The 17,341-nt window shown below is 73.0% G+C and carries 15 protein-coding genes and 2 pseudogenes; 7 read left to right on the plus strand and 10 right to left on the minus strand.

Going from position 1 to position 17,341, the window contains the following annotated elements; all coding sequences use genetic code 11:
* Positions 1 to 24 precede the first annotated feature (24 nt).
* From QQY24_RS01425 to QQY24_RS01435, 3 genes are all read left to right on the plus strand, one after another.
* Positions 25 to 1,341, plus strand: a complete 1,317-nt coding sequence (locus QQY24_RS01425) for an acetyl-CoA carboxylase biotin carboxylase subunit family protein (protein ID WP_301970805.1) — start codon at positions 25 to 27, stop codon at positions 1,339 to 1,341.
* A gap of 66 nt (positions 1,342 to 1,407) precedes the next feature.
* A complete protein-coding gene (locus QQY24_RS01430) occupies positions 1,408 to 2,160 on the plus strand; it encodes an iron-containing redox enzyme family protein (protein WP_301970806.1) in 753 nt (250 codons plus the stop codon).
* A gap of 478 nt (positions 2,161 to 2,638) precedes the next feature.
* Positions 2,639 to 3,514: a phytanoyl-CoA dioxygenase family protein gene (locus QQY24_RS01435; protein ID WP_301970807.1), complete on the plus strand. Its 876-nt coding sequence runs from the start codon at positions 2,639 to 2,641 to the stop codon at positions 3,512 to 3,514.
* Positions 3,515 to 4,188: 674 nt separating this feature from the next.
* Here the strand turns inward: QQY24_RS01435 and QQY24_RS01440 are convergent.
* Together QQY24_RS01440 and QQY24_RS01445 are read right to left on the minus strand one after the other, a co-directional pair.
* Positions 4,189 to 4,977 (minus strand): alpha/beta fold hydrolase, encoded by a 789-nt coding sequence (locus tag QQY24_RS01440; RefSeq protein ID WP_301970808.1) that lies wholly within the window; start codon positions 4,975 to 4,977, stop codon positions 4,189 to 4,191.
* 187 nt (positions 4,978 to 5,164) lie between these two features.
* Positions 5,165 to 5,788 carry a LysE family translocator gene (locus QQY24_RS01445; RefSeq protein WP_301970809.1) on the minus strand — a complete coding sequence of 208 codons (624 nt, stop codon included), beginning with the start codon at positions 5,786 to 5,788 and terminating at the stop codon, positions 5,165 to 5,167.
* Between the two features lie 109 nt (positions 5,789 to 5,897).
* Between QQY24_RS01445 and QQY24_RS01450 the strand changes: the two genes are divergently transcribed.
* Positions 5,898 to 6,923 (plus strand): LysR family transcriptional regulator, encoded by a 1,026-nt coding sequence (locus QQY24_RS01450; protein WP_301970810.1) that lies wholly within the window; start codon positions 5,898 to 5,900, stop codon positions 6,921 to 6,923.
* 78 nt (positions 6,924 to 7,001) lie between these two features.
* Here the strand turns inward: QQY24_RS01450 and QQY24_RS01455 are convergent.
* Positions 7,002 to 7,722: pseudogene (locus QQY24_RS01455) on the minus strand (IS6 family transposase).
* 102 nt (positions 7,723 to 7,824) lie between these two features.
* On the opposite strand from QQY24_RS01455, the pseudogene QQY24_RS01460 reads away from it, so the two are divergent.
* Positions 7,825 to 7,923: pseudogene (locus QQY24_RS01460) on the plus strand (DNA-binding response regulator); the annotation flags it as partial.
* 466 nt (positions 7,924 to 8,389) lie between these two features.
* Here QQY24_RS01460 and QQY24_RS01465 read toward each other — a convergent pair.
* Positions 8,390 to 9,265, minus strand: a complete 876-nt coding sequence (locus tag QQY24_RS01465) for a helix-turn-helix transcriptional regulator (RefSeq protein ID WP_301970811.1) — start codon at positions 9,263 to 9,265, stop codon at positions 8,390 to 8,392.
* Positions 9,266 to 9,370: 105 nt separating this feature from the next.
* Here QQY24_RS01465 and QQY24_RS01470 point away from each other — a divergent pair, with 105 nt between their 5' ends.
* Both QQY24_RS01470 and QQY24_RS01475 read left to right on the plus strand, forming a co-directional pair.
* Complete coding sequence (locus QQY24_RS01470; protein WP_301970812.1) at positions 9,371 to 10,069, plus strand: SDR family NAD(P)-dependent oxidoreductase; 699 nt, start codon at positions 9,371 to 9,373, stop codon at positions 10,067 to 10,069.
* Positions 10,070 to 10,392: 323 nt separating this feature from the next.
* Positions 10,393 to 11,109 (plus strand): TetR-like C-terminal domain-containing protein, encoded by a 717-nt coding sequence (locus tag QQY24_RS01475; protein WP_301970813.1) that lies wholly within the window; start codon positions 10,393 to 10,395, stop codon positions 11,107 to 11,109.
* Between the two features lie 375 nt (positions 11,110 to 11,484).
* On the opposite strand, the gene QQY24_RS01480 is transcribed toward QQY24_RS01475, so the two are convergent.
* The 6 genes from QQY24_RS01480 to QQY24_RS01505 are packed head-to-tail and all read right to left on the minus strand — an operon-like array spanning position 11,485 to position 17,202.
* Positions 11,485 to 12,513: an NAD(P)/FAD-dependent oxidoreductase gene (locus QQY24_RS01480; protein ID WP_301970814.1), complete on the minus strand. Its 1,029-nt coding sequence runs from the start codon at positions 12,511 to 12,513 to the stop codon at positions 11,485 to 11,487.
* Positions 12,514 to 12,523: 10 nt separating this feature from the next.
* Complete coding sequence (locus QQY24_RS01485) at positions 12,524 to 13,042, minus strand: isoprenylcysteine carboxyl methyltransferase family protein (protein WP_301970815.1); 519 nt, start codon at positions 13,040 to 13,042, stop codon at positions 12,524 to 12,526.
* Positions 13,039 to 14,127 carry a type III polyketide synthase gene (locus QQY24_RS01490; protein WP_301970816.1) on the minus strand — a complete coding sequence of 363 codons (1,089 nt, stop codon included), beginning with the start codon at positions 14,125 to 14,127 and terminating at the stop codon, positions 13,039 to 13,041. Before QQY24_RS01490 ends, QQY24_RS01485 begins: the two co-directional genes overlap by 4 nt.
* Positions 14,124 to 15,305, minus strand: a complete 1,182-nt coding sequence (locus tag QQY24_RS01495; RefSeq protein WP_301970817.1) for an NAD(P)/FAD-dependent oxidoreductase — start codon at positions 15,303 to 15,305, stop codon at positions 14,124 to 14,126. Before QQY24_RS01495 ends, QQY24_RS01490 begins: the two co-directional genes overlap by 4 nt.
* Positions 15,305 to 16,141, minus strand: coding sequence for a UbiA family prenyltransferase (locus QQY24_RS01500; RefSeq protein ID WP_301970818.1), 837 nt, complete (start codon positions 16,139 to 16,141; stop codon positions 15,305 to 15,307). The genes QQY24_RS01495 and QQY24_RS01500 overlap by 1 nt, the downstream gene beginning before the upstream one ends.
* A complete protein-coding gene (locus QQY24_RS01505) occupies positions 16,138 to 17,202 on the minus strand; it encodes an NAD-dependent epimerase/dehydratase family protein (protein WP_301970819.1) in 1,065 nt (354 codons plus the stop codon). The genes QQY24_RS01500 and QQY24_RS01505 overlap by 4 nt, the downstream gene beginning before the upstream one ends.
* Positions 17,203 to 17,341 lie beyond the last annotated feature (139 nt).

Consider the following 17,341-nt stretch of genomic DNA (forward strand, 5'->3'; position numbering starts at 1 on the left):
CCGGAACTCCGAGGAGATGCACAGATGAAGCGAGCAATCCTGCTCCTCATGCACCAAGGCAAGTCGTACACCGAGGAGGCCGCCGCGGCCACCGCCGCTCTCGGCCTGACCTTGGTCGCCCTCAGCTCCCGGCCGGAGACGCCAGGAGTCCTGGACGCGAGCCGCCGCCACGTGGCGGACTGCGTGGTCACCGAGGAACCCGAACTGACCTCCGGCGACCTCGACAAGGCCGTTCGTGAACTCGCCGACCGGGGCTATCGGGTCGAGGCCGCCCTCGCCACCTTCGAGGGCTACCGACTGCTGATGGCAGAGCTCAATGAGCGGCTCGGCGCGCGGGACTCCGCCGAAGCCGCGTTGCGCCTCTGCCTCGACAAGTACGAACTGCGCCGCCACCTCCTCGCCGAGGGACTGAGCGAGGTCCGGCTGCACCGCCTCACCCCCGGCGCAACCCCTGAACTCGACCCCTCGGCACGCTGGTTCGTCAAGCCGGTGCGCGGTGCCTCGTCCTTCGCGACCTTCCTTCTGGACGACGTCAACGACCTGGCTGACCTGCCCGCGATCCAGGGGCAGATGCGTGCCGACCGGCGCATGAAGGCGATCTTCATGGACCGGTACGACTTTCTCGTCGAGGAGTACGTCGAGGGTCCGGAGTTCAGCTTCGAGACGATCGTCCTCGACGGCCGGATCCACCACCTGTGCGTCCACGAGAAGGCCCGCGTGGAACACCTGGCGCGGACCGTCCTGGAGGGGATGTCGGTCAGCCCGCCCGCGAGCCTCGACCGTGACCTCGTCCTGGAGGGGGCCGACCACGTCAGCAGCTGCCTCGCCGCGCTAGCGGGGCAGGGGCTGACCGACGGCGTCTTCCACATCGAGGCCAAGTACTGGGAGTCGAGGAAACGCTGGGAGATCATCGAGATCAACCCCCGGATGGGCGGCAGCCTCATCGACGCCAGCGTCCAGACCGTCACCGGGCACTCCCTCCTCGACCTGTGGACCGAGTCCCTGCTGCTGCCCGATGGCGAGCGGGGCGCCTTCCACGAGCGACTCACCCGTGCCTCCCAACTGGAGGCCCTGCGCACCGGCGCGCCCGCCCGGGCGACCGTGTTCCTCAGCAAGTACGGAGAGAAGGGGCGGACCGTCGACACGATCCGCTTCGAGCCGCCCACCCGTCCGCCCCGGATCCTGCGCGTCCACGTGGCGGAGGGAACCGAACTCGACGAGTCCGACCGCGGGATCTGCCTGATGGACGCCCTGTGGGACGTGGCGGCCGACGACCTCGACGCCGAGACCGCCTTCCTCGACCGACACGCGACGGAGCATTTCCACGTCCGCTACCGCTGACCGTGGGCGGCACCACGCTCCGTCCCGTCCGTGAACGCCCCGAACCCTCTTGGGAAGGAGAACGCGATGAACCGCGTGCAGAACACCGGGATCGACCATCCGAAGCCGTTCTACAACGACGAGCAGAGCCGTCTGAAGAAGGCCGAGCTCAACCACTACATGGACAAGAAGATGGCGGAGTGGAAGGCCACCGTCCCCTTCGCGTCCCACCTGGCCGAACCTGAGCTCCACCAGGCGTACTACCGCCGCACCCTCATCGAGCACGTGTGGCGGATCCGCCTGTCCCGGGTCAGCCAGTCCAAGGCCATCTACAAGATCGCCCAGGTCTCGCCCAGGGCCGCTCGCGACTACGCGCAGTACCAGGCCGACGAGATGCTCCACGACAGGCTGTACGTCAGCGACGCCGCGGCCGCCGGCATCACCGAGGAAGAGATCCTCGCTACCGAGCCCTACCTGTCCACGCGTCTTTTCGAGGGCTTCTTCTACTACACCCTTGAGCACGAGTCGGCTCTCGCTCCGGTCGTCTCGAACTACCTGGTGGAGTACACCCAGGTCAAGCTCCAGCCGGCCATCGTCGAGAACCTCCAGGACCGGCTCGGCAAGGAGAACGTCAAGGGGCAGGCCGCCCACCTCCACGTCGACACCACCGAGGACCACTCCCAGGAGATGTGGGACATCCTCCGCCAGCTGATCTTCAGCGAGGAGGACTTCCAGAAGGTGTTCAAGTACATCGACGACGTCCAGGAGATCCTCGCGATGTTCTTCCGGGAGATCTACGAGGACACCGTCGCGAAGCAGGTGCAGCCCTCGAACGCCTGAGGGTGAACCGGCCGGGAGCTTCGCGGGGACGTTCCGCGTCCCCGCGCCGAAGCCGGAGGCACGGCGGGCGGGCCGGCGAGGGCGGGTGCCAGCCGCGGCGCCGGTCGGTGGCGCCGTTGAGCCATCGCGGGTCCGCCGGGCAGTCGTTGCCCGGCGGACACCCGTACGGGCCCCGCCCCACCGCACTCCCGCCACCCGACAGAGAGGTCCCCACTCTCCGTCAGAACTCCAAGGCCCGCGGACGACGAGGGGGCCGTCATGCGGCGGGCTCACACCACGACGATCAACGGCCAGTGCGTTTCGCGGGGCCGACGGCACCGGGTGGCAACCGTTCTCTCCGGAGGACTCACGGGCCGGGAACCAGCAGGAGTCGGGCCGGGCCCACGTGACCACCGCGAGCCCACCACCACACCAGTCCGGCCGGTCCCCGAAGGGGACGAGCTGGAACCAGTCACCCAAGGATTGAGGAACTCTGCGCATGCCCGCACCCGACACAGCCGCGCTCACCAAGGAGTACCGCGAAAACGGCTTCGCAGTCGTCGAGCGTCTCTTCGATCCGAGCGAAGTCGCCGAGCTCAACACCGCCATCACGGAGATCCTGAACGTCCCCGACATCGGCTCCGTCGCCGAGGTGGAACCGGGTGACAACGGCATCGCCCGCCGGATCTGGTCACCCACCAAGCAGCACTCCGCATTCGAGCGGGCCGCCGCCCACCCCAAACTGCTCGACCACGTCGAGGCACTCATCGGCCACGACATCCTGTTCCACTACAGCAAGCTCCACCTCAAGGCCCCGCAGGTGGGCAGTGTCGTGGACTGGCACCAGGACTTCGCCTACTACCCCCACACCAACACCGACCTGGTGACGGCCCTCGTCTACCTCGACGACACCACGACCGAGAACTCCGCCCTCCAGGCCATCCCCGGCTCTCACCATCGCGGCCTCGCCGACCACTACGTCGACGGCTTCTTCCGCGGCAAGGTGGCGGGTGCCGACGCGCCCGACCCGGCGCTCGCCGTGCCCATCGAGGCCCCCGCGGGCAGCGTCGTCTTCATCCACCCCCTGCTTCTGCACTACTCGTCTCCGAACCGCTCCGACCGGTTCCGCCGCGCCTTCCTTCCGGCCTACCGGGCGGCCGACGCCTACCCGATCCACTTCGGCCCGCACGCCGGCCACAACGAGCCCGGAGTGAAGGTGCTGCGCGGGAGCGCGTCGGACACGGCACGTGTGGAAGCCGGGGCGTGGCGTCTGCCGCTCGCGGAGCGCCCCTTCGGCTCGCTCTTCCAGCTTCAGGAGGGCTCCGACAAGGCCGCGACCGCGGCGGTGACCACCGGGTACGCCACATTGGAGTAGGCGAAGCGGCAGCCCCGTGTCCACGCCGAACGTGACGGCCGTCCGCGCCTGCCTGCGAGGAGGCGCGGACGGCGACCCCACAGCCGCCGTCCCGGAGGACGACCGGACGGCCCGCCGCAGGGCGACGACGAGCGGCGCCGGATCCCCGTAGCACGGAGCGCCTCGCACGCTGTGTACGTACGTCACACCGGCAACGCGACCGAGCTGCGCTTCTTCACCGCGTAGGGGGAATACCACCCCTGTGGTCACGGCACTGCCCTCGCCCTTCTCGCGGCACGGCACGGCTGTGCCGGGCCCCACCGGACCACCCTCCGTGCCGGAGGAGGCATGCCTTCCCTGGGCGGGCCGAGCGTGCCGGCGAGCCGATCACCGCCGCCCTCGCCCCGGACCCGTGGCGCCGGGCACCTGGCCGGCCGAGGCCGTCCACCGGATCGCCGTCGATGGGCGACGCCCTCGGCAGCACACCACCACCGCCACGGCGGGACGGGGCTCCCCCAGCCGAACATGTCGGCACCGCCGCAGTCGTGACGGCGCATCAGCTCTTTCGGCCTTCTTGAGAACGAACGGGCGTTGTTCGGCACAGGCGGTGGTCTACCGGCCTCTTCGCGCGGGTGACGGGGGCACCGAAACCGCATCGTCTTCCTGAGCGGGTCCGGGTATCGGCCGCGCTGCTCTTACGGCTTCTGCGCGGTGGTGAGGAAATCCAGGACGAGGGGGCTGGCGTGGGTGCGGCATTCCTCGAAGTAGGCGTGCCGACCATGGGGGACCAGGTGCAGTCGGGCGCCGGGGATGCGGTCGGCGAGCAGGGGCGCGTTGGCGGTGGGGTTGAGCAGGTCGTCGTTGCCGTGCACGACCAGGGTGGGAGCGGTGATGTCCGGCAGGAGGTCCCAGGCGTTGTGCTGGTTGCTGGCCACGAGGTGGTGGCGCCGGGCGTGGGCGGGCATGTGGGGGTCGCCGAGGGTGTGGTGCGGGCCGGGATGGGAGGCGAGCCACCCCGGGGTGTACATCAGCTCCAGCAGGGCCTGTCGCGCGGCTCCGGGCCGGGACTGCGCCAGTGCCCGGCGGACGTCGTTGCCGCGTTCGACGCTGTGAGGGCCCCCGGGTGAGGTGCAGCCGAGAACCAAGGCACCTACCCGGCGGGGATTGCGGGCCGCGATCTGTTGGGCCACTCGTCCGCCCATGGACGTGCCGTAGACGTCGGCCCGGTCGATGCCGAGTTCGTCGAGGACTGCGATGACGTCACGGGCGAACAGTTCGGTGCTGTAGGGGGTGTCGGGCTTGTCGCTGTCGCCGGTGCCGCGGTAGTCGAGCGTGAGGGTGCTGCGAGCGGGATGGAAGTCGGCGCGAACCGCGTCCCACCAGTGGTGGTTGTTGGCCTGGCCCGCCAGCAGGACCAGCGGCTCCCCCCGACCCTGGAGTTGGTAGGCGATGCGGGTTCCGTCCGGTGTCGTGACGTACGTCATCGGGTTCGTCGCTCCTGTGCCGTCGGGCGGAGAGCCCGCGTGGCCCCGGCCGGGGTGTACGGCCGAGCCGGAGCCTATCGTTCCGGTGTGCTCCACCGCCACCGGGCCTGCCGGGCGACCGTGACTCCCCGTACGCAAGGCGGCAGCCGCCTCGGGCGGTCCGGCGCCGCTGGATACGTACAGGTCCTCAGAGACCTGCTGCCACCGCGGCGCCCAGCCCCAGCAGGACGACGCCGGTGGTCACGCTGAGCCCCCGCAGGACGTTCGGCTGCGATACCAGGGCGCGCCCTCGACTGGCGGCCCAGGTGAGCAGTATGTACCAGGAAGCGCTGACGAGTGCCCACAGGACTCCCAGGGCGACGGTCGACAGGAACACCGGGCCTTTCGCGGTCACGAACTGGGGCAGCACCGATATGGCGAACACGCCCGCCTTGGGGTTGCCGAGGTTGGTGCCCAGCCCGGTGATGTATCCACTCACGAAGCCGTTGCGGCGCTCGCCCTCGTAGGTCGGCTGGGTGGAGACGGTGGTGAGCGCGGTCCACAGCGTCTTCGCCCCGAGGTACATCAGCACGATGCCGCCCGCGATCCGGAGCACCGCGTACGCGGTGGGGCTGGCCAACAGGACGGCGGACAGCCCGGCTGCGGCGGCCGTGGACCACAGCAGGAAGCCGCTGGCATTGCCCGCGAGCGTGCCTTGGAGCGTACGTTTGCCGCCTTCCAGAACCTGCCGGATCATCAGGGCTGCACTCGCGCCTGGCAGCATCGCCAGCAGCAAGGTGGTGGCGATGAAAATCGGCACATGCGTCGGCATGGAAAAGGAACCCTTCCGGGGATTGCGACCGATGGGTGTACCTCCAGGCTTCCTGCCACGCGCCCCCAAGAGAAGTTAAAAAAGAAGGGTGCAGCGTTAGGATTACTGAATGGGAATGGTGGTGGATCCGGGACAGCTGCGGCTGCTCGCGTTGATCGAGCGGCACGGCTCCCTGACGGCGGCAGCTCACGCACTCCAACTCACGCCCGCGGCGGTCACCCAGCAGGTGACCAAGGCCGAGCGCAACTGGCAGGTGCCCCTGGTCATCCGTGGTCCTCGCGGGGCAACGCTCACCGCGGCCGGTGCGCTGCTCGCCTCCCACGGTCGAACTGTGGAGGAGGCATCGGACAGGGCCGAGGCGGAACTCTCTGCACTGCTCGGCCACCTCTCGCTCCGTCTCCGGATAGGGACGTTCCAGGCGGCTGCCCTGCACCTGCTGCCACCGGCCCTGACGACTCTGCGACACCGTCATCCGGACGCCGACGTCTCCGTCATAGACGTGGTGTCCGGGCGCGGGGCGGACGAGATCAGCGCGGGTCGCCTGGATGTGGCCATCGTCGCGTCCTGGGGCACCTCGCTCGCGCCGCCCCCACACCTACGGGCCCACTCGCTGCTGTTGGACCCGATGGTCGTGGTTCTCCCCGATGACCATCCACTGGCCACCGGGCAGCCCGCGGACACCCAACTTCACCTGGAGCAACTGCGCGACGAATCGTGGGTTTCCATCCTGGCCGGCCATGCCGCCCGCGAACAGTTCCACGACGCTGCCCGCGAGGCCGGTTTCACTCCCACTGTGCGGTTCGAGACCGAGTCCTACGACGTCGCCCAGGCCCTTGTCGGCACCGGCATCGCGGTGGCCCTGGTCTCGCGCCTGGCCCTGACCCATGCGCCTGGCACCACCTACCGCGAACTGGCCCGCCCCAGGCCCTACCGCCAGCTCTACGCCGTGACCAAGACCGCCGTCAGCCTCACACCACTCGCGGACATGCTCATCGACCTCTTACGCGATGTCGCCCGCGACATCACCGCCACGTGGGAGGCTCCCCCGCAGGAAGACAACGCTCATCGAACTCACCGCACGGAGCCTGAAGGCCGAGGCCGTGACGTCAGGTCTGGTGAGGGCCAGGTCCGGTGAGGGCGCTGTCACGTTGGTGGGTGTGTGAGTGCCTGGCGGCGTGTCGGGGTGTGGTGGGGCAGGGGTCCGGTTCCGTGTTCAGGCTTCGGCGGGTTGGCCGGTGGCGCCGGTGGTCTGATCCCGGATCGTGAAGCGGGGGGGTCGTTTCGGCGCGGTGGTGGGCGGCGGTCATCAGGTGGCGGTGGGGTCGGAAGTGGGGTGGGATGCCGCTGAACGCGGACGGGAATCGCTGGGTCCCGCCGGTACTGCGGAAACCTTTCATCGCGCGTTCGCGCTGCCGGGTGGGCTGGTGGCTGTTCGCGGCCCGGTTGTTCAGGCCCTTGTGCGGGCGGTGCTCGACGCAGGACGTGACCTCGTGGTGGGCCGCACCGTGGGAACGAAGCTTGCCGGTGACCACCACCTGCGGCACCGGGCAGGTCTTCTTGAGCGGTTTGCGGAACAAGCGCCTGGCCGCAGCGGTGTCCCGCCGGCTCTGGACCGGGATGTCGAGCACGCTGCCGCCGGCGTCGAGGGCCCGCCACAGATACTTCCGCTCGCCGTTGACCCTGGTGAAGACCTCGTCCAGGTGCCAGGTGTCCCCGGGCCGGGGCCGCCTTTGACACAGGCCGTCGGCGCAGGACTGCCCGAACTTCGCGCACCAGCGGCGGACCGTCTCGTGGGACACGACCACGCCGCGTTCGGGCATCAGCCCCTCGACCTCGCGGAAGCCGAGCGGGAAGCGGAAGTACCGCCACACGCAGCGGGAGACGATCCCGACCGGGTACCGGTGCCCCTGGTGCGACGGCGGTGCGCTGTCCACGGACGACCCCTCCCAGCACGACCAACCAGAAAATCATCCCACCCGGTCAGCCAACGTGACAGCGCCTGACGATCGGCTGGCCGTCCCGGTCGACCATGCCGCGCCGCTGTCGAGGAGCACGCCCCCGACACCGTGGTGACGGACGTACGCATGCCGCCTGGTTTCCAGGACGAGGGCCTGCACGCGGCGGTGCGGCTTCGAGCGGGCGGAGCCCACGACCGCGCCGACCTGCGCAAACGGCTTGGGGAAACGCAGCGCAGTGCGCATCGCCCGCAAGGGCACCGAGTCCGGCGGGCGGTCGGGGCGGCACCGCCGAGCGGCCGAGCGGCAGGCACCAGCACCCCGACCGCCCGCGACGCCGCCGGGTCAGCCCGTCGCAGACCCACCCCTGCTTCGCCGACAAGGACGACCTCGCCCGGGACCAGCACGCCACCGGGGTGCTCGAAGCCGCTCCGGACGCCGTCGTCGCGCACGTCCGCCACCACGCGACCGAGCCGCGACGACGGTGCTCGCGGTCCCCGAAGCGAACGGCTCGCACGCCGACCGCCGCGGCACGGACGGCGAGGAGGTGGTGCCCGCTGGTCCCGGGCCCGGCCGCCGACGGGACCTCCCCCACCGCACCGGGCATCTCGCCGCGCGACCGCAGCCGGCCGGCCGGTGGGCCGGATCAGCTGTGCGTGGTGGCCGGCGGTCCGGCGACGGCGGTGAGCCGGAGCCTGGTCTCGTCCTCGCTGCCGGGTGCGGCGGTCATGATGACGATCTTGAGCTCGGAGTCGCCGTCGGTCAGGATGTCGCAGTCCACCGTGACCGGGCCCACCGAGGGGTGGTGAATCGTCTTGTGGTCCTCGCGGTGTGCGGCCACCTCTCCGGTCGCCCACAGCTCGGCGAACCTGCTGCTGCCCGCGTTCAGATCGCGGATCAGCGCGTCCAGGCGGCTGTCCCGGGGGAAGCGGCCGGTGGCGCGGCGCAGGTCGGAGACGACGGCGGCGTCGGTGGCGGCGCGGTCCGCCTCGGTCACCGGCCACCGCGTGAGGCGGGCGGGGCCGGCGTCCACCGGGAACCTGTCGCGGGCGAAGTTGCGCAGCCGCGGCGGCGAGGCGGAGGGGTCGCCCAGCAGGGCGGCCCACCCATGGTTCCACCACACCAGTTGCCAGTCCGCCGCGAACACGGCGACCGGCACGTCCCCGAGACGGACGAGCACCCGCTGCACGCCGGGCGGAAGGTGGTCACTGATCGCGCCGCTCACCGGAGGTGCGAGCCGGGCCAGCCGGTACAGGTGATCCCGCTCGGCGGTGGACAGCTGCAGGGCGCGCGCCAGGGACGCCACCACCGGCGCCGAGGGCGTCGTGGCCCGCCCCTGCTCCAGGCGCACGATGTAGTCGACCGACATTCCTGCGAGGTCGGCCAGTTCCTCGCGCCGCAGCCCGGCCGTGCGGCGCCCTCGTGCCGTCGGCAGTCCGGCGGCCTCCGGGGGCAACCGGTCCCGCCACGTGCGGATCATCGCGCCCAGTCCGGTCCCGGGTGTCGTCGTCATGACCTCCATCCTCCCGCATCCCGGGTCGTGCGGGGGAGCGCGAGGGTGGTACCGCTCCTCCCACCGTCGCAGCGTCCCCGGTCCACCTCCGTCAGCGGGGTCGGTATCGAAGGCATGGCGATCACCTTCATCACCGGAGCCAACAAGGGTCTCGGCCGCGAGACCGCCCGCCGCCTGATCGAGCACGGCCACACCGTGCTCGTCGGAGCCCGCAACCGTGAGCAGGGCGAGGAGGCCGCCGCAGCGCTCGGCGCACGCTACGTTCCCATCGACGTCAGGGACGACGCGTCCGTGGCCGCCGCGGCCGCGAACGTCGCCGAACACGAGGGCAGGATCGACGTCCTGATCAACAACGCCGGTGTGCACGGTGCCGCCGGCGATCCCAGCGACCTCACCGCCGCCGATGCCCTCGCCGTTTTCGACGTCAACGTCATCGGCGTCATCCGCACCACCACCGCGTTCCTGCCACTGCTGCGCCGTTCGGATGACCCTATGATCGTCAACGTCAGCAGCGGCATGGGCTCCCTCGCCCTCACCCACGACCCCGACCGGCCCGAGTCGCATGTCGTCGCGCCGCTGTACACCTCCTCGAAGGCGGCGCTGACGATGCTGACCACGCAGTACGCCAAGGGACTCAAGGACATCCGCGTCAACGCCGCCGATCCCGGCTACACCGCGACCGACCTCAACGGTCACAGCGGCCCCCGGACCGTCACCGAGGGCACGGACGCGATCGTGGCCCTCGCCACCGAGGGGCCCGGCGCCGCGACCGGGCGCTTCGTCCCCCGCCACGGCGAGATCGCCTGGTCCTGAACCTGTTCGGGCCGGCAGCCGGTTGCGGTCCGTCGGCGTTCCGCCGGGCCGCACGGTCACGACCGTGCGGCCGCGAACCGCTTCGGTGCCGGGGCCGCCCCTGCGGCGGGGCGCGCGGGGAGGCCGGCGACGTCGTGCCACGCCGGTCGGGACTCCCAGGAATCGGTTCGGCCGAGGGCAGCGTTTCGGCACCGGGCGACGGGTGGCGCCGTGACCGGGGGCGCGCCGGAGGCACGAGCCACTGGCCGGAAATCGGCGTGGTCCAGGCGCATTGCCCGTCCCGAAATCGACGCGGCGAAAGACCTCTGGCAGAGTCCGGACCCATGACGACTTCCCATGCCCACGACCCCCACCAGGACAGCCCCGAGGCGGCCGTCTTACGCATGAAGGCCGAGGCGGTCCGCCGCCTGGCGGCTCGTCAGCACGTCGATCTGGACCCGAGCGGGGTGGCCCGCGACGCCGGGCTCGACCCGGTGCGCGCCGAGGAGTTCTTCCCCGACCGGGACAGCCTGTTGACCACGCTCGTCCTGGACGCCTACAACGCCATGGGCGACAGCGCGGAGCGGGCCGCGACCGAGGCGGAGAAGGCGGGAGCCGACCGGCTGGGACGCTGGACCGCCTGCTGGGAGGGCGTGCGCGGCTGGGCGCTCGCCCACCCCGAGGAGTACGTCCTGATCTGGGGCCGGCCCGTGCCCGGCTACAGCGCCCCGCCGGAGACCATGGCCGCGGGTGCCCGCACCGTGCTCGTCCTCCTCGGTGTGGTGCGAGAGGCGCTCCAGGCCGGAGAACTCGCCGTGGACCACGTCCCCGCGCCCGCGCTGTCCGAGGGCATGGCACGCACCACCGAGACGCTGGCCGGTGGTCTGCTGAGCGGGCTGCCCGCCCCCGTCATCGCCCGCATGCTCATCATGTGGACCCAGCTGCACGGCATGGTCGGTTTCGAGGTCAACGGCCATGTCGCGGGTGTCGCCGCGGACCCGGGGGCGTTCTTCACCCACGCGGCGACGGCCATGGGACAGTACGTCGGCCTGACCCGCTGACCCCGGCCCCGGCACTCGCACCCGCTCCTCACCGCCTGGAATCCTCCCCGTCGCCCGCGGTGGTCGCCCCTGCCGTCCGGTCCCGGGGCGGGCGGGCGTGCCGGTCGGCCCCCTCATGCCCAGGGAGCCTCTTTCCGGCCATCCGATCATGGGCCCGGCTGTGGCGAAGGCGGGACGGGTGACGCCCGCCGCGGGGGCGAACCGGTCGAAACCGCACAGGTGGCCGGGGTGCACGTGGAGTTCCGCCGACACCCCGGCGGCCGACGACCGCACCGCGCGGCGGACGTCCTCGCCGCGGGAGCGGCGGGCGCCGACCCGTCCGCCGACCGCCGTGACGGCAGTTCCCGGAACCCGCCGGATCACGTCCCTGCCGGATCACGTCCCCGCCGGACGCGCCAGCGCGCCGACGGCCGCGGAGAACAGCCACGGCAGCCGCTGCGCCGCGGGCACCAGCGCCGCGCGGACCGGGGGCACCCTCGCCGCGCCGAGCAGCACGTGCGTCAGCCAGCGGTGGCGCCGGGTGAGTCGCCGCCACTCCCGTTCGTAGGCCCCCGGGTCACCGCCGATGACCGCCCGCACCGCCGCCGAGGCCTGTGCGAGCGCCAGGGCGATGCCCTCGCCGGTCAGCGCGTCGACGTAGCCGGCCGCGTCACCGACGAGCAGCACCCGGCCGGCGGTGCGCGCGCTGGTGTCCTGGCGGAGCGGACCCGCCCCGCGCACCGGTCCGGCGGTCCCGGCCCCGGCCAACCGCTCCCGCAGCTCGGGGAAGTCGGCGAGGTGGTCGTCGTACGGGCCGCAGCCGGCGGTGAGCACCGCGACGCCCACGAGGTCGTCGGCCACCGGCGTCACGTAGGCCTCCGCGCCGCGGGCCCAGTGCACCTCGACGCGGTCGCTCCAGGGGCCGAGCACGTAGTGGCGCCGCAGCCCGTGCCGCCGGTGGGCCCGGCGGGGCCGGTGCAGACCCAGGGCCCGGCGGATCGGCGAGTGCAGACCGTCGGCCGCGACGAGGTGGCCGGCACGGGTGCCGTCGACCACCACACCGTCCCCGTCCTGCTCGACACGGCGCACGGTGCGCTGCTCGACCCGCACGCCCGCGGCCGACACCGCCTCGCGCAGCGCCGCGTGCAGCGTGGTGCGACGCACTCCGCGGCCCGGGCCCGCCCGGAAGACGGCGTCGGCCCGGTGCGGTCCGGCGACGTACCGGACGCCCAGCAGGTCGCGCCCCCGCGGGTGAACGCCGAGTGCTGCCAGGGCGGCGACGGCACCCGGCATCAGGCCCTCGCCGCACGCCTTGTCGACGGTGCCGGCACGCTGCTCCCAGACGGTCACGTCGAGCCCCGCCCTGGCCGCGTGCAGGGCCGTGGCGAGACCCGCGGGTCCCCCGCCCGCGACGAGCAGGTCCATGCGCGTCCCCTCAGGCCAGCCGCGCCAGGGCGGCGGCCTCGGCGCGGATGCGGGCGGTGAGCAGGAACCCGTTCAGCACGGTGAAGACGACCGCCGTGACCCAGGCCGAGTGCACCAGCGGGAGCGCGATCCCCTCGACGGCGACGGCGGCGTAGTTCGGGTGCGGGAGCCGGCGGTAGGGGCCGCCGGTCACGCGCGGAGCACCGGGCACGACGATCACCCGGGTGTTCCACTGCCGGCCCAAGGTGGCGATGCACCACCAGCGCAGCGCCTGCGAGGCCGCGACGAGGGCGAGCATGCTCCAGGCGAGGACCGGTACGGCGTCCGGCCGGCGCACCCAGACCTCCGCGAGCGCACCGGCCAGCAGTCCCGTGTGCAGCACCACCATGACCGGGTAGTGCCCCCGCCCGGACTCCACGCCGCCGCGCGCGAGGCTCCAGGCGGCGTTGCGGCGGGCCACGACCAGCTCGGCGGCCCGCTCCAGACCGACGGCCAGGACCAGGGCGGTGAACAGGACCTGACCGTTCACCCCTCGTCCCCCGCGGCGCGCAGGAGCACGAGTTCGGAGCAGAAACCCGGCCCCATGGCGAGCAGGAGCCCGTAGGAGCCGGGCCGGGGCGGGCGGTCGGCGAGCGTGTCCGCCAGGACGTGCAGCACCGAGGAGGAGGACAGGTTGCCGACCCGGCGCAGGGATTCCCAGGTCACGCCCAGGACGTCCCGTCCGACCCCGAGGGCGTCCTGCAGCGCCTCGATGACCCTGGGGCCACCGGGATGCGCGACGTACCAGCCGAGGTCGTCGTCGCTCAGCCCGTGGTCGGCGAGAAAGCCGCGGACGTCGTCACCGACGTACCGGCGCACGAGGCCGGGGATCGAGGAGTCGAGCACGATCCTGAACCCGCCGGAACCGACGTCCCAGCCCATCGTGCGCTCCGAGTCGGGGTAGAGGCGGCTGCGCGAGGCGAGCACCTCGGGGCGGACGGGGTCGTCGGACCGTGCGAGCGGATGCTCGGGACCGACGGCGACCACCGCCGCGGCGCCGTCCCCGAACAGGCCGCTCGCCACGAGATTGGCGACCGAGGTGTCCTGGCGCTGCAGCGTGAGCGAGCACAGCTCGACCGACATCAGCACCGCGACCCCGTCCGGACGACCGCACAGCAGGTCGTGCAGGCGTGCGATGCCGGCCGCGCCGGCGACACAGCCGAGGCCGACGAGGGGCAGGCGCACCACGTCGGGGCGGAGCCCGATCCGGGCCGCGACGCGGGCCTCGAGCGTGGGGACGGCCAGACCGGTCGCCGTGCACGACACGACGTAGTCGACGTCGGCCGGCGTGAGGCCGGCGTCCTTGAGCGCGTCGACGACCGCGCGCCCGCCGAGCTCGACACCGGCCCGGATGAAGGTGTCGTTCGACCGGCCGAAGTCCCCGAGCCGGGCGTACTCCTCCAGTGGGAGGACGGTGTGCCGGGTCTCGACGCACGCGTTGTGGTGGAGCCGCTCGACGACACCGCGGTCGACCGTGCCCTCGGCCAGCGTGGTGGTGAAGGACTCGGTGATCTCCTCCTGCCGGTGGCAGTGCTCGGGCAGGACGCCGCGGACGCTGAGGACGCGCATGGTCATGCTGGCTCCTGAGGTCGGCCGGTCGGACGGAGGGGCGCGAGGAACGCCCGGCCGAGGCCGAGCGCGACGGCGGGGGTGAGCCGGCCCCCGGCCAGACCGAGTTCGACGAAGTCGTCGAAGACACGCTGGTCGGCGGCCGAGGCCCGCAGCCCGGCCTCGACGGCGCGCGTGCTGCGGGCGAGGCGGGCGGCCAGGGCGGTGTGGCGCAGGTGGGGCAGCAGCATCCGGCGGGTGGCACGGGCGTACCGCTCCCCAGCCCGCTCGGGCCGTCCCTCACGCAGGGCCGCGGCGGCAGCGCGACCGGCCGCGATGCCGGTGGCCACGGCGTGGTGGATGCCCTCCCCGGTCAGCGGGTTCACCAGGCAGGCGGCATCACCCACGAGCAGTACGGGGCCGGCCGGAGGGCACCAGCGCGCCGTCGAGAGCGGCAGGTGGTGCCCGACCCAGTGCCGCCCGCCCTCGGTGGCGCCGGGCAGGAGCGCCTCGATGCGCTCGAGCAGGCGGGCACGGGTCGGCGCCGGACGGTCCTCGTGGAGGGATTCGCCGTACCCGACGTTGGCGAGGCCGTCACCGCGGTCGAAGGACCAGGCGTACGACGGCTGGTGCCGGGTGCCGAACTCGATGACCTGCGCGCCGCGCCGCCCGGCTGTGACCGGGGCGTATCCACGCAGCGCCAGGGCCACCGGCCCCCGGGACCGGCCGAGCGCGCGCCGGACGACCGAGTGGGCACCGTCGGCGCCGACCACGACCGCGGCGCGGACCTCCCCGTCCAGGACCACCGCGTCGGTGTCCTGCCACAGGTCGCGGACGCGGTGCCGCAGGAGTCGTGCGCCGGCGGCGACCGCCGCGTCGACCAGCCGGGCATCGAGGATCCGGCGCGGTACCACCCACGCCGAGCGGGCCATACGGCGCTCGGCGACCAGGCCGCCGCGGCCGAGGCGGAGGCGGTCGACCGGGACCCGGTCGTCGACGAAACCGGTGGCACCGACCCCCGCGAGGAGGTCGAGGGCGTGCGGGGCCACTCCGTCGCCGCAGGCCTTGTCCCGCGGGAAATCCACCCGGTCCAGGAGGGCGACGCGCAGTCCGGGGTCGGCGTGCAGTGCGCCCAGGGCGGTGGCGGCACCGGCCGGTCCGGCGCCGACCACCGCGAGGTCCCAGTGGGTGGGTGCCGACGCCATCAACCGGCCGCCACGAGCAGCACGACGTCGAGCAGGGCGATGGCCACCGCGGCCCGGAACGGAGCACGGCCGCGGGTGGCCCACGTGAGCACCACGAGGACCGCCACCAGCGCGAGGGCCGCCCACGCCCATGTTGCAGGGGGCCCGGCGGGACCGAGCACGGCCAGCAGCGAGGCGGCGGACAGCAGCACGACGGCCAGGACGCGCGAAGGGCGCTCGCCGATCCGGTGCGGCAGGCCTCGGACGCCGGTGCGTTCGTCGTCGGCGAGGTCGGGCAGCGTGTTGAGCAGGTGCGCCCCGACACCGAGCGCGGCGCCGGCACCGGTCGCCCACGGCGGCGCCCAGGCCGGGGCGGGGCCGGCGAGGGTGACGACCGAGGGCAGCGTCCCGAAGGCACTGGCGTACGGCGCCCACGACCACCGGGTCGCCTTGAGCCCCAGGTTGTAGGCGTGGCCCGCGCCGGCGCCGAGGACGACGTTGACCAGCGCGCCGCGCCAGCCGACGAGCGCGGACAGCACGAGGCAGGCGAGCCCGGTCACGACCAGGGCGCGCACCGCCCAGCCGACCGGGAGGGCTCCGGTGACCAACGGCTTGTCGGTGCGGCCGGCGGCGCGGTCGCGAGGGAGGTCGCGCAGGTCGTTGCCCCAGCCGATGGTGAGCTGGCCGGTGAGCACCGCCGCGGTGACGACGGCGGCGTCGAGCGGGCGCAGGTCGCTGCGGAGGGTGAGCAGGCCCGCGATGGCGCCGACCGCCAGAGCCGGCCCGCCGTGGGCGACGGTGAACAGCGCGAGCACGGGCGGCGGCCCGGGGCGCGTCGGGGCCGCGCCGGCGGTCACGGGTACCGCCGCACGGCGACCGGCCCGCGGCGGATCGAGTCGCCGAGCGCGCCGAGGACGGTGCGCGGGCGCAGCACGGGTGTCCGGCCGGACGCGGCCTCCTTCATGCCCTCGATCACCTCGGCGAGCACCTGCGGGCCGTCCTTGACCGGTGCCCAGTCGAGTTCCGTGCGCGCGCGGGTCGTGTCCAGCGTCGGGAGCGCGAAGCCCATGTCGAGCCATCCGGTGTCGACCTGTTGCAGGTGCGCGTGCCAGGCGGCCGACATGGCGGCGCGGACCACCGCGGAGGGCACGTGCACCAGCCTGGCGCCGAGCGCGTCCGCGAGGACCGCCGCGGTCACGGGCGTGTCGGCGGCGAGGTTGAACGGACCGCCCGCGCGTCGGCGGAGCACCGCGACGATCGCCTCGGCCACGTCGTCGGTGTGGACCATCGGGACGGTCATCCGCCGGTCCATCGGCAGGACCGGCAGCAGGTCGAGCACCCTGGAGGGCACCAGGGCGGGCACGCCGTACCGGAGGAGGGCGCTGCCGGCGGCGCGCTGCCCGACGATCCCCGGCCGCAGGCGGGTGACGAGGGTGCCGGCGCCGGAGGCCTCGTGCCGGTCGAGGAGGCGCTCGGCCGCCGACTTGTGCCGGCTGTACCGCGAGCTGCGCACGCCTCCGGTGGGCCAGGACTCGTCGACCGGACGGTCGTCCCTCTTCGGTGAGTAGGCGCCGACCGAGGACATGTGGACCAGGTGCGGGACACCGGTCTCGGTGACGGCCCGGAGCACGCGGCGGGTGCCGCCGATGCCGAGCTCGGCGAGGTAGGCGAGGTCGTGGGACGGCTGGAACCCCCACGCCAGGTGGACGACCGCGTCCGCGCCGGTGAACGCCTCCGCGAGCGCGTCCTGGCAGGCCTCGGTGCTGAGGTCCACCGAGCGCCAGTCGACACCGCGGCCGTCGGGACCTTCGGGCAGCCGCCGGGCCAGGCCCACCAGGTCGTGCGCGCCCTCGGCACGCAGCCGTCGCACGATGACGGAACCGATGTTCCCGGTCGCTCCGGTGACCACGATGCGCATGCAGGATGGGATGCCCCGCCGCTCCTCCGCTCACACGGGGCACTACGGCATCCGGTCTACACCGGCGCCACCCGGCTGGTGCACCGCGCGACCTCCGTTTCGCCCCCGCTCGTGGACGCCGCGTCCCACCGGCGCACCG

It is taken from the genome of Streptomyces sp. TG1A-8, from assembly GCF_030499535.1.
Taxonomy (GTDB): Bacteria; Actinomycetota; Actinomycetes; order Streptomycetales; family Streptomycetaceae; genus Streptomyces.

What these genes read in the sequence shown, in the direction of transcription:
- QQY24_RS01465 (WP_301970811.1), bottom strand. Translation starts at nt 9,265, where the DNA reads ATGGAGGTCATGACGACGACACCCGGGACCGGACTGGGCGCGATGATC.
- QQY24_RS01435 (WP_301970807.1), top strand. Translation starts at nt 2,639, where the DNA reads ATGCCCGCACCCGACACAGCCGCGCTCACCAAGGAGTACCGCGAAAAC.
- QQY24_RS01440 (WP_301970808.1), bottom strand. Translation starts at nt 4,977, where the DNA reads ATGACGTACGTCACGACACCGGACGGAACCCGCATCGCCTACCAACTC.
- QQY24_RS01495 (WP_301970817.1), bottom strand. Translation starts at nt 15,305, where the DNA reads ATGGCGTCGGCACCCACCCACTGGGACCTCGCGGTGGTCGGCGCCGGA.
- QQY24_RS01430 (WP_301970806.1), top strand. Translation starts at nt 1,408, where the DNA reads ATGAACCGCGTGCAGAACACCGGGATCGACCATCCGAAGCCGTTCTAC.
- QQY24_RS01470 (WP_301970812.1), top strand. Translation starts at nt 9,371, where the DNA reads ATGGCGATCACCTTCATCACCGGAGCCAACAAGGGTCTCGGCCGCGAG.
- QQY24_RS01505 (WP_301970819.1), bottom strand. Translation starts at nt 17,202, where the DNA reads ATGCGCATCGTGGTCACCGGAGCGACCGGGAACATCGGTTCCGTCATC.
- QQY24_RS01450 (WP_301970810.1), top strand. Translation starts at nt 5,898, where the DNA reads ATGGGAATGGTGGTGGATCCGGGACAGCTGCGGCTGCTCGCGTTGATC.
- QQY24_RS01445 (WP_301970809.1), bottom strand. Translation starts at nt 5,788, where the DNA reads ATGCCGACGCATGTGCCGATTTTCATCGCCACCACCTTGCTGCTGGCG.
- QQY24_RS01425 (WP_301970805.1), top strand. Translation starts at nt 25, where the DNA reads ATGAAGCGAGCAATCCTGCTCCTCATGCACCAAGGCAAGTCGTACACC.
- QQY24_RS01475 (WP_301970813.1), top strand. Translation starts at nt 10,393, where the DNA reads ATGACGACTTCCCATGCCCACGACCCCCACCAGGACAGCCCCGAGGCG.
- QQY24_RS01490 (WP_301970816.1), bottom strand. Translation starts at nt 14,127, where the DNA reads ATGACCATGCGCGTCCTCAGCGTCCGCGGCGTCCTGCCCGAGCACTGC.
- QQY24_RS01480 (WP_301970814.1), bottom strand. Translation starts at nt 12,513, where the DNA reads ATGGACCTGCTCGTCGCGGGCGGGGGACCCGCGGGTCTCGCCACGGCC.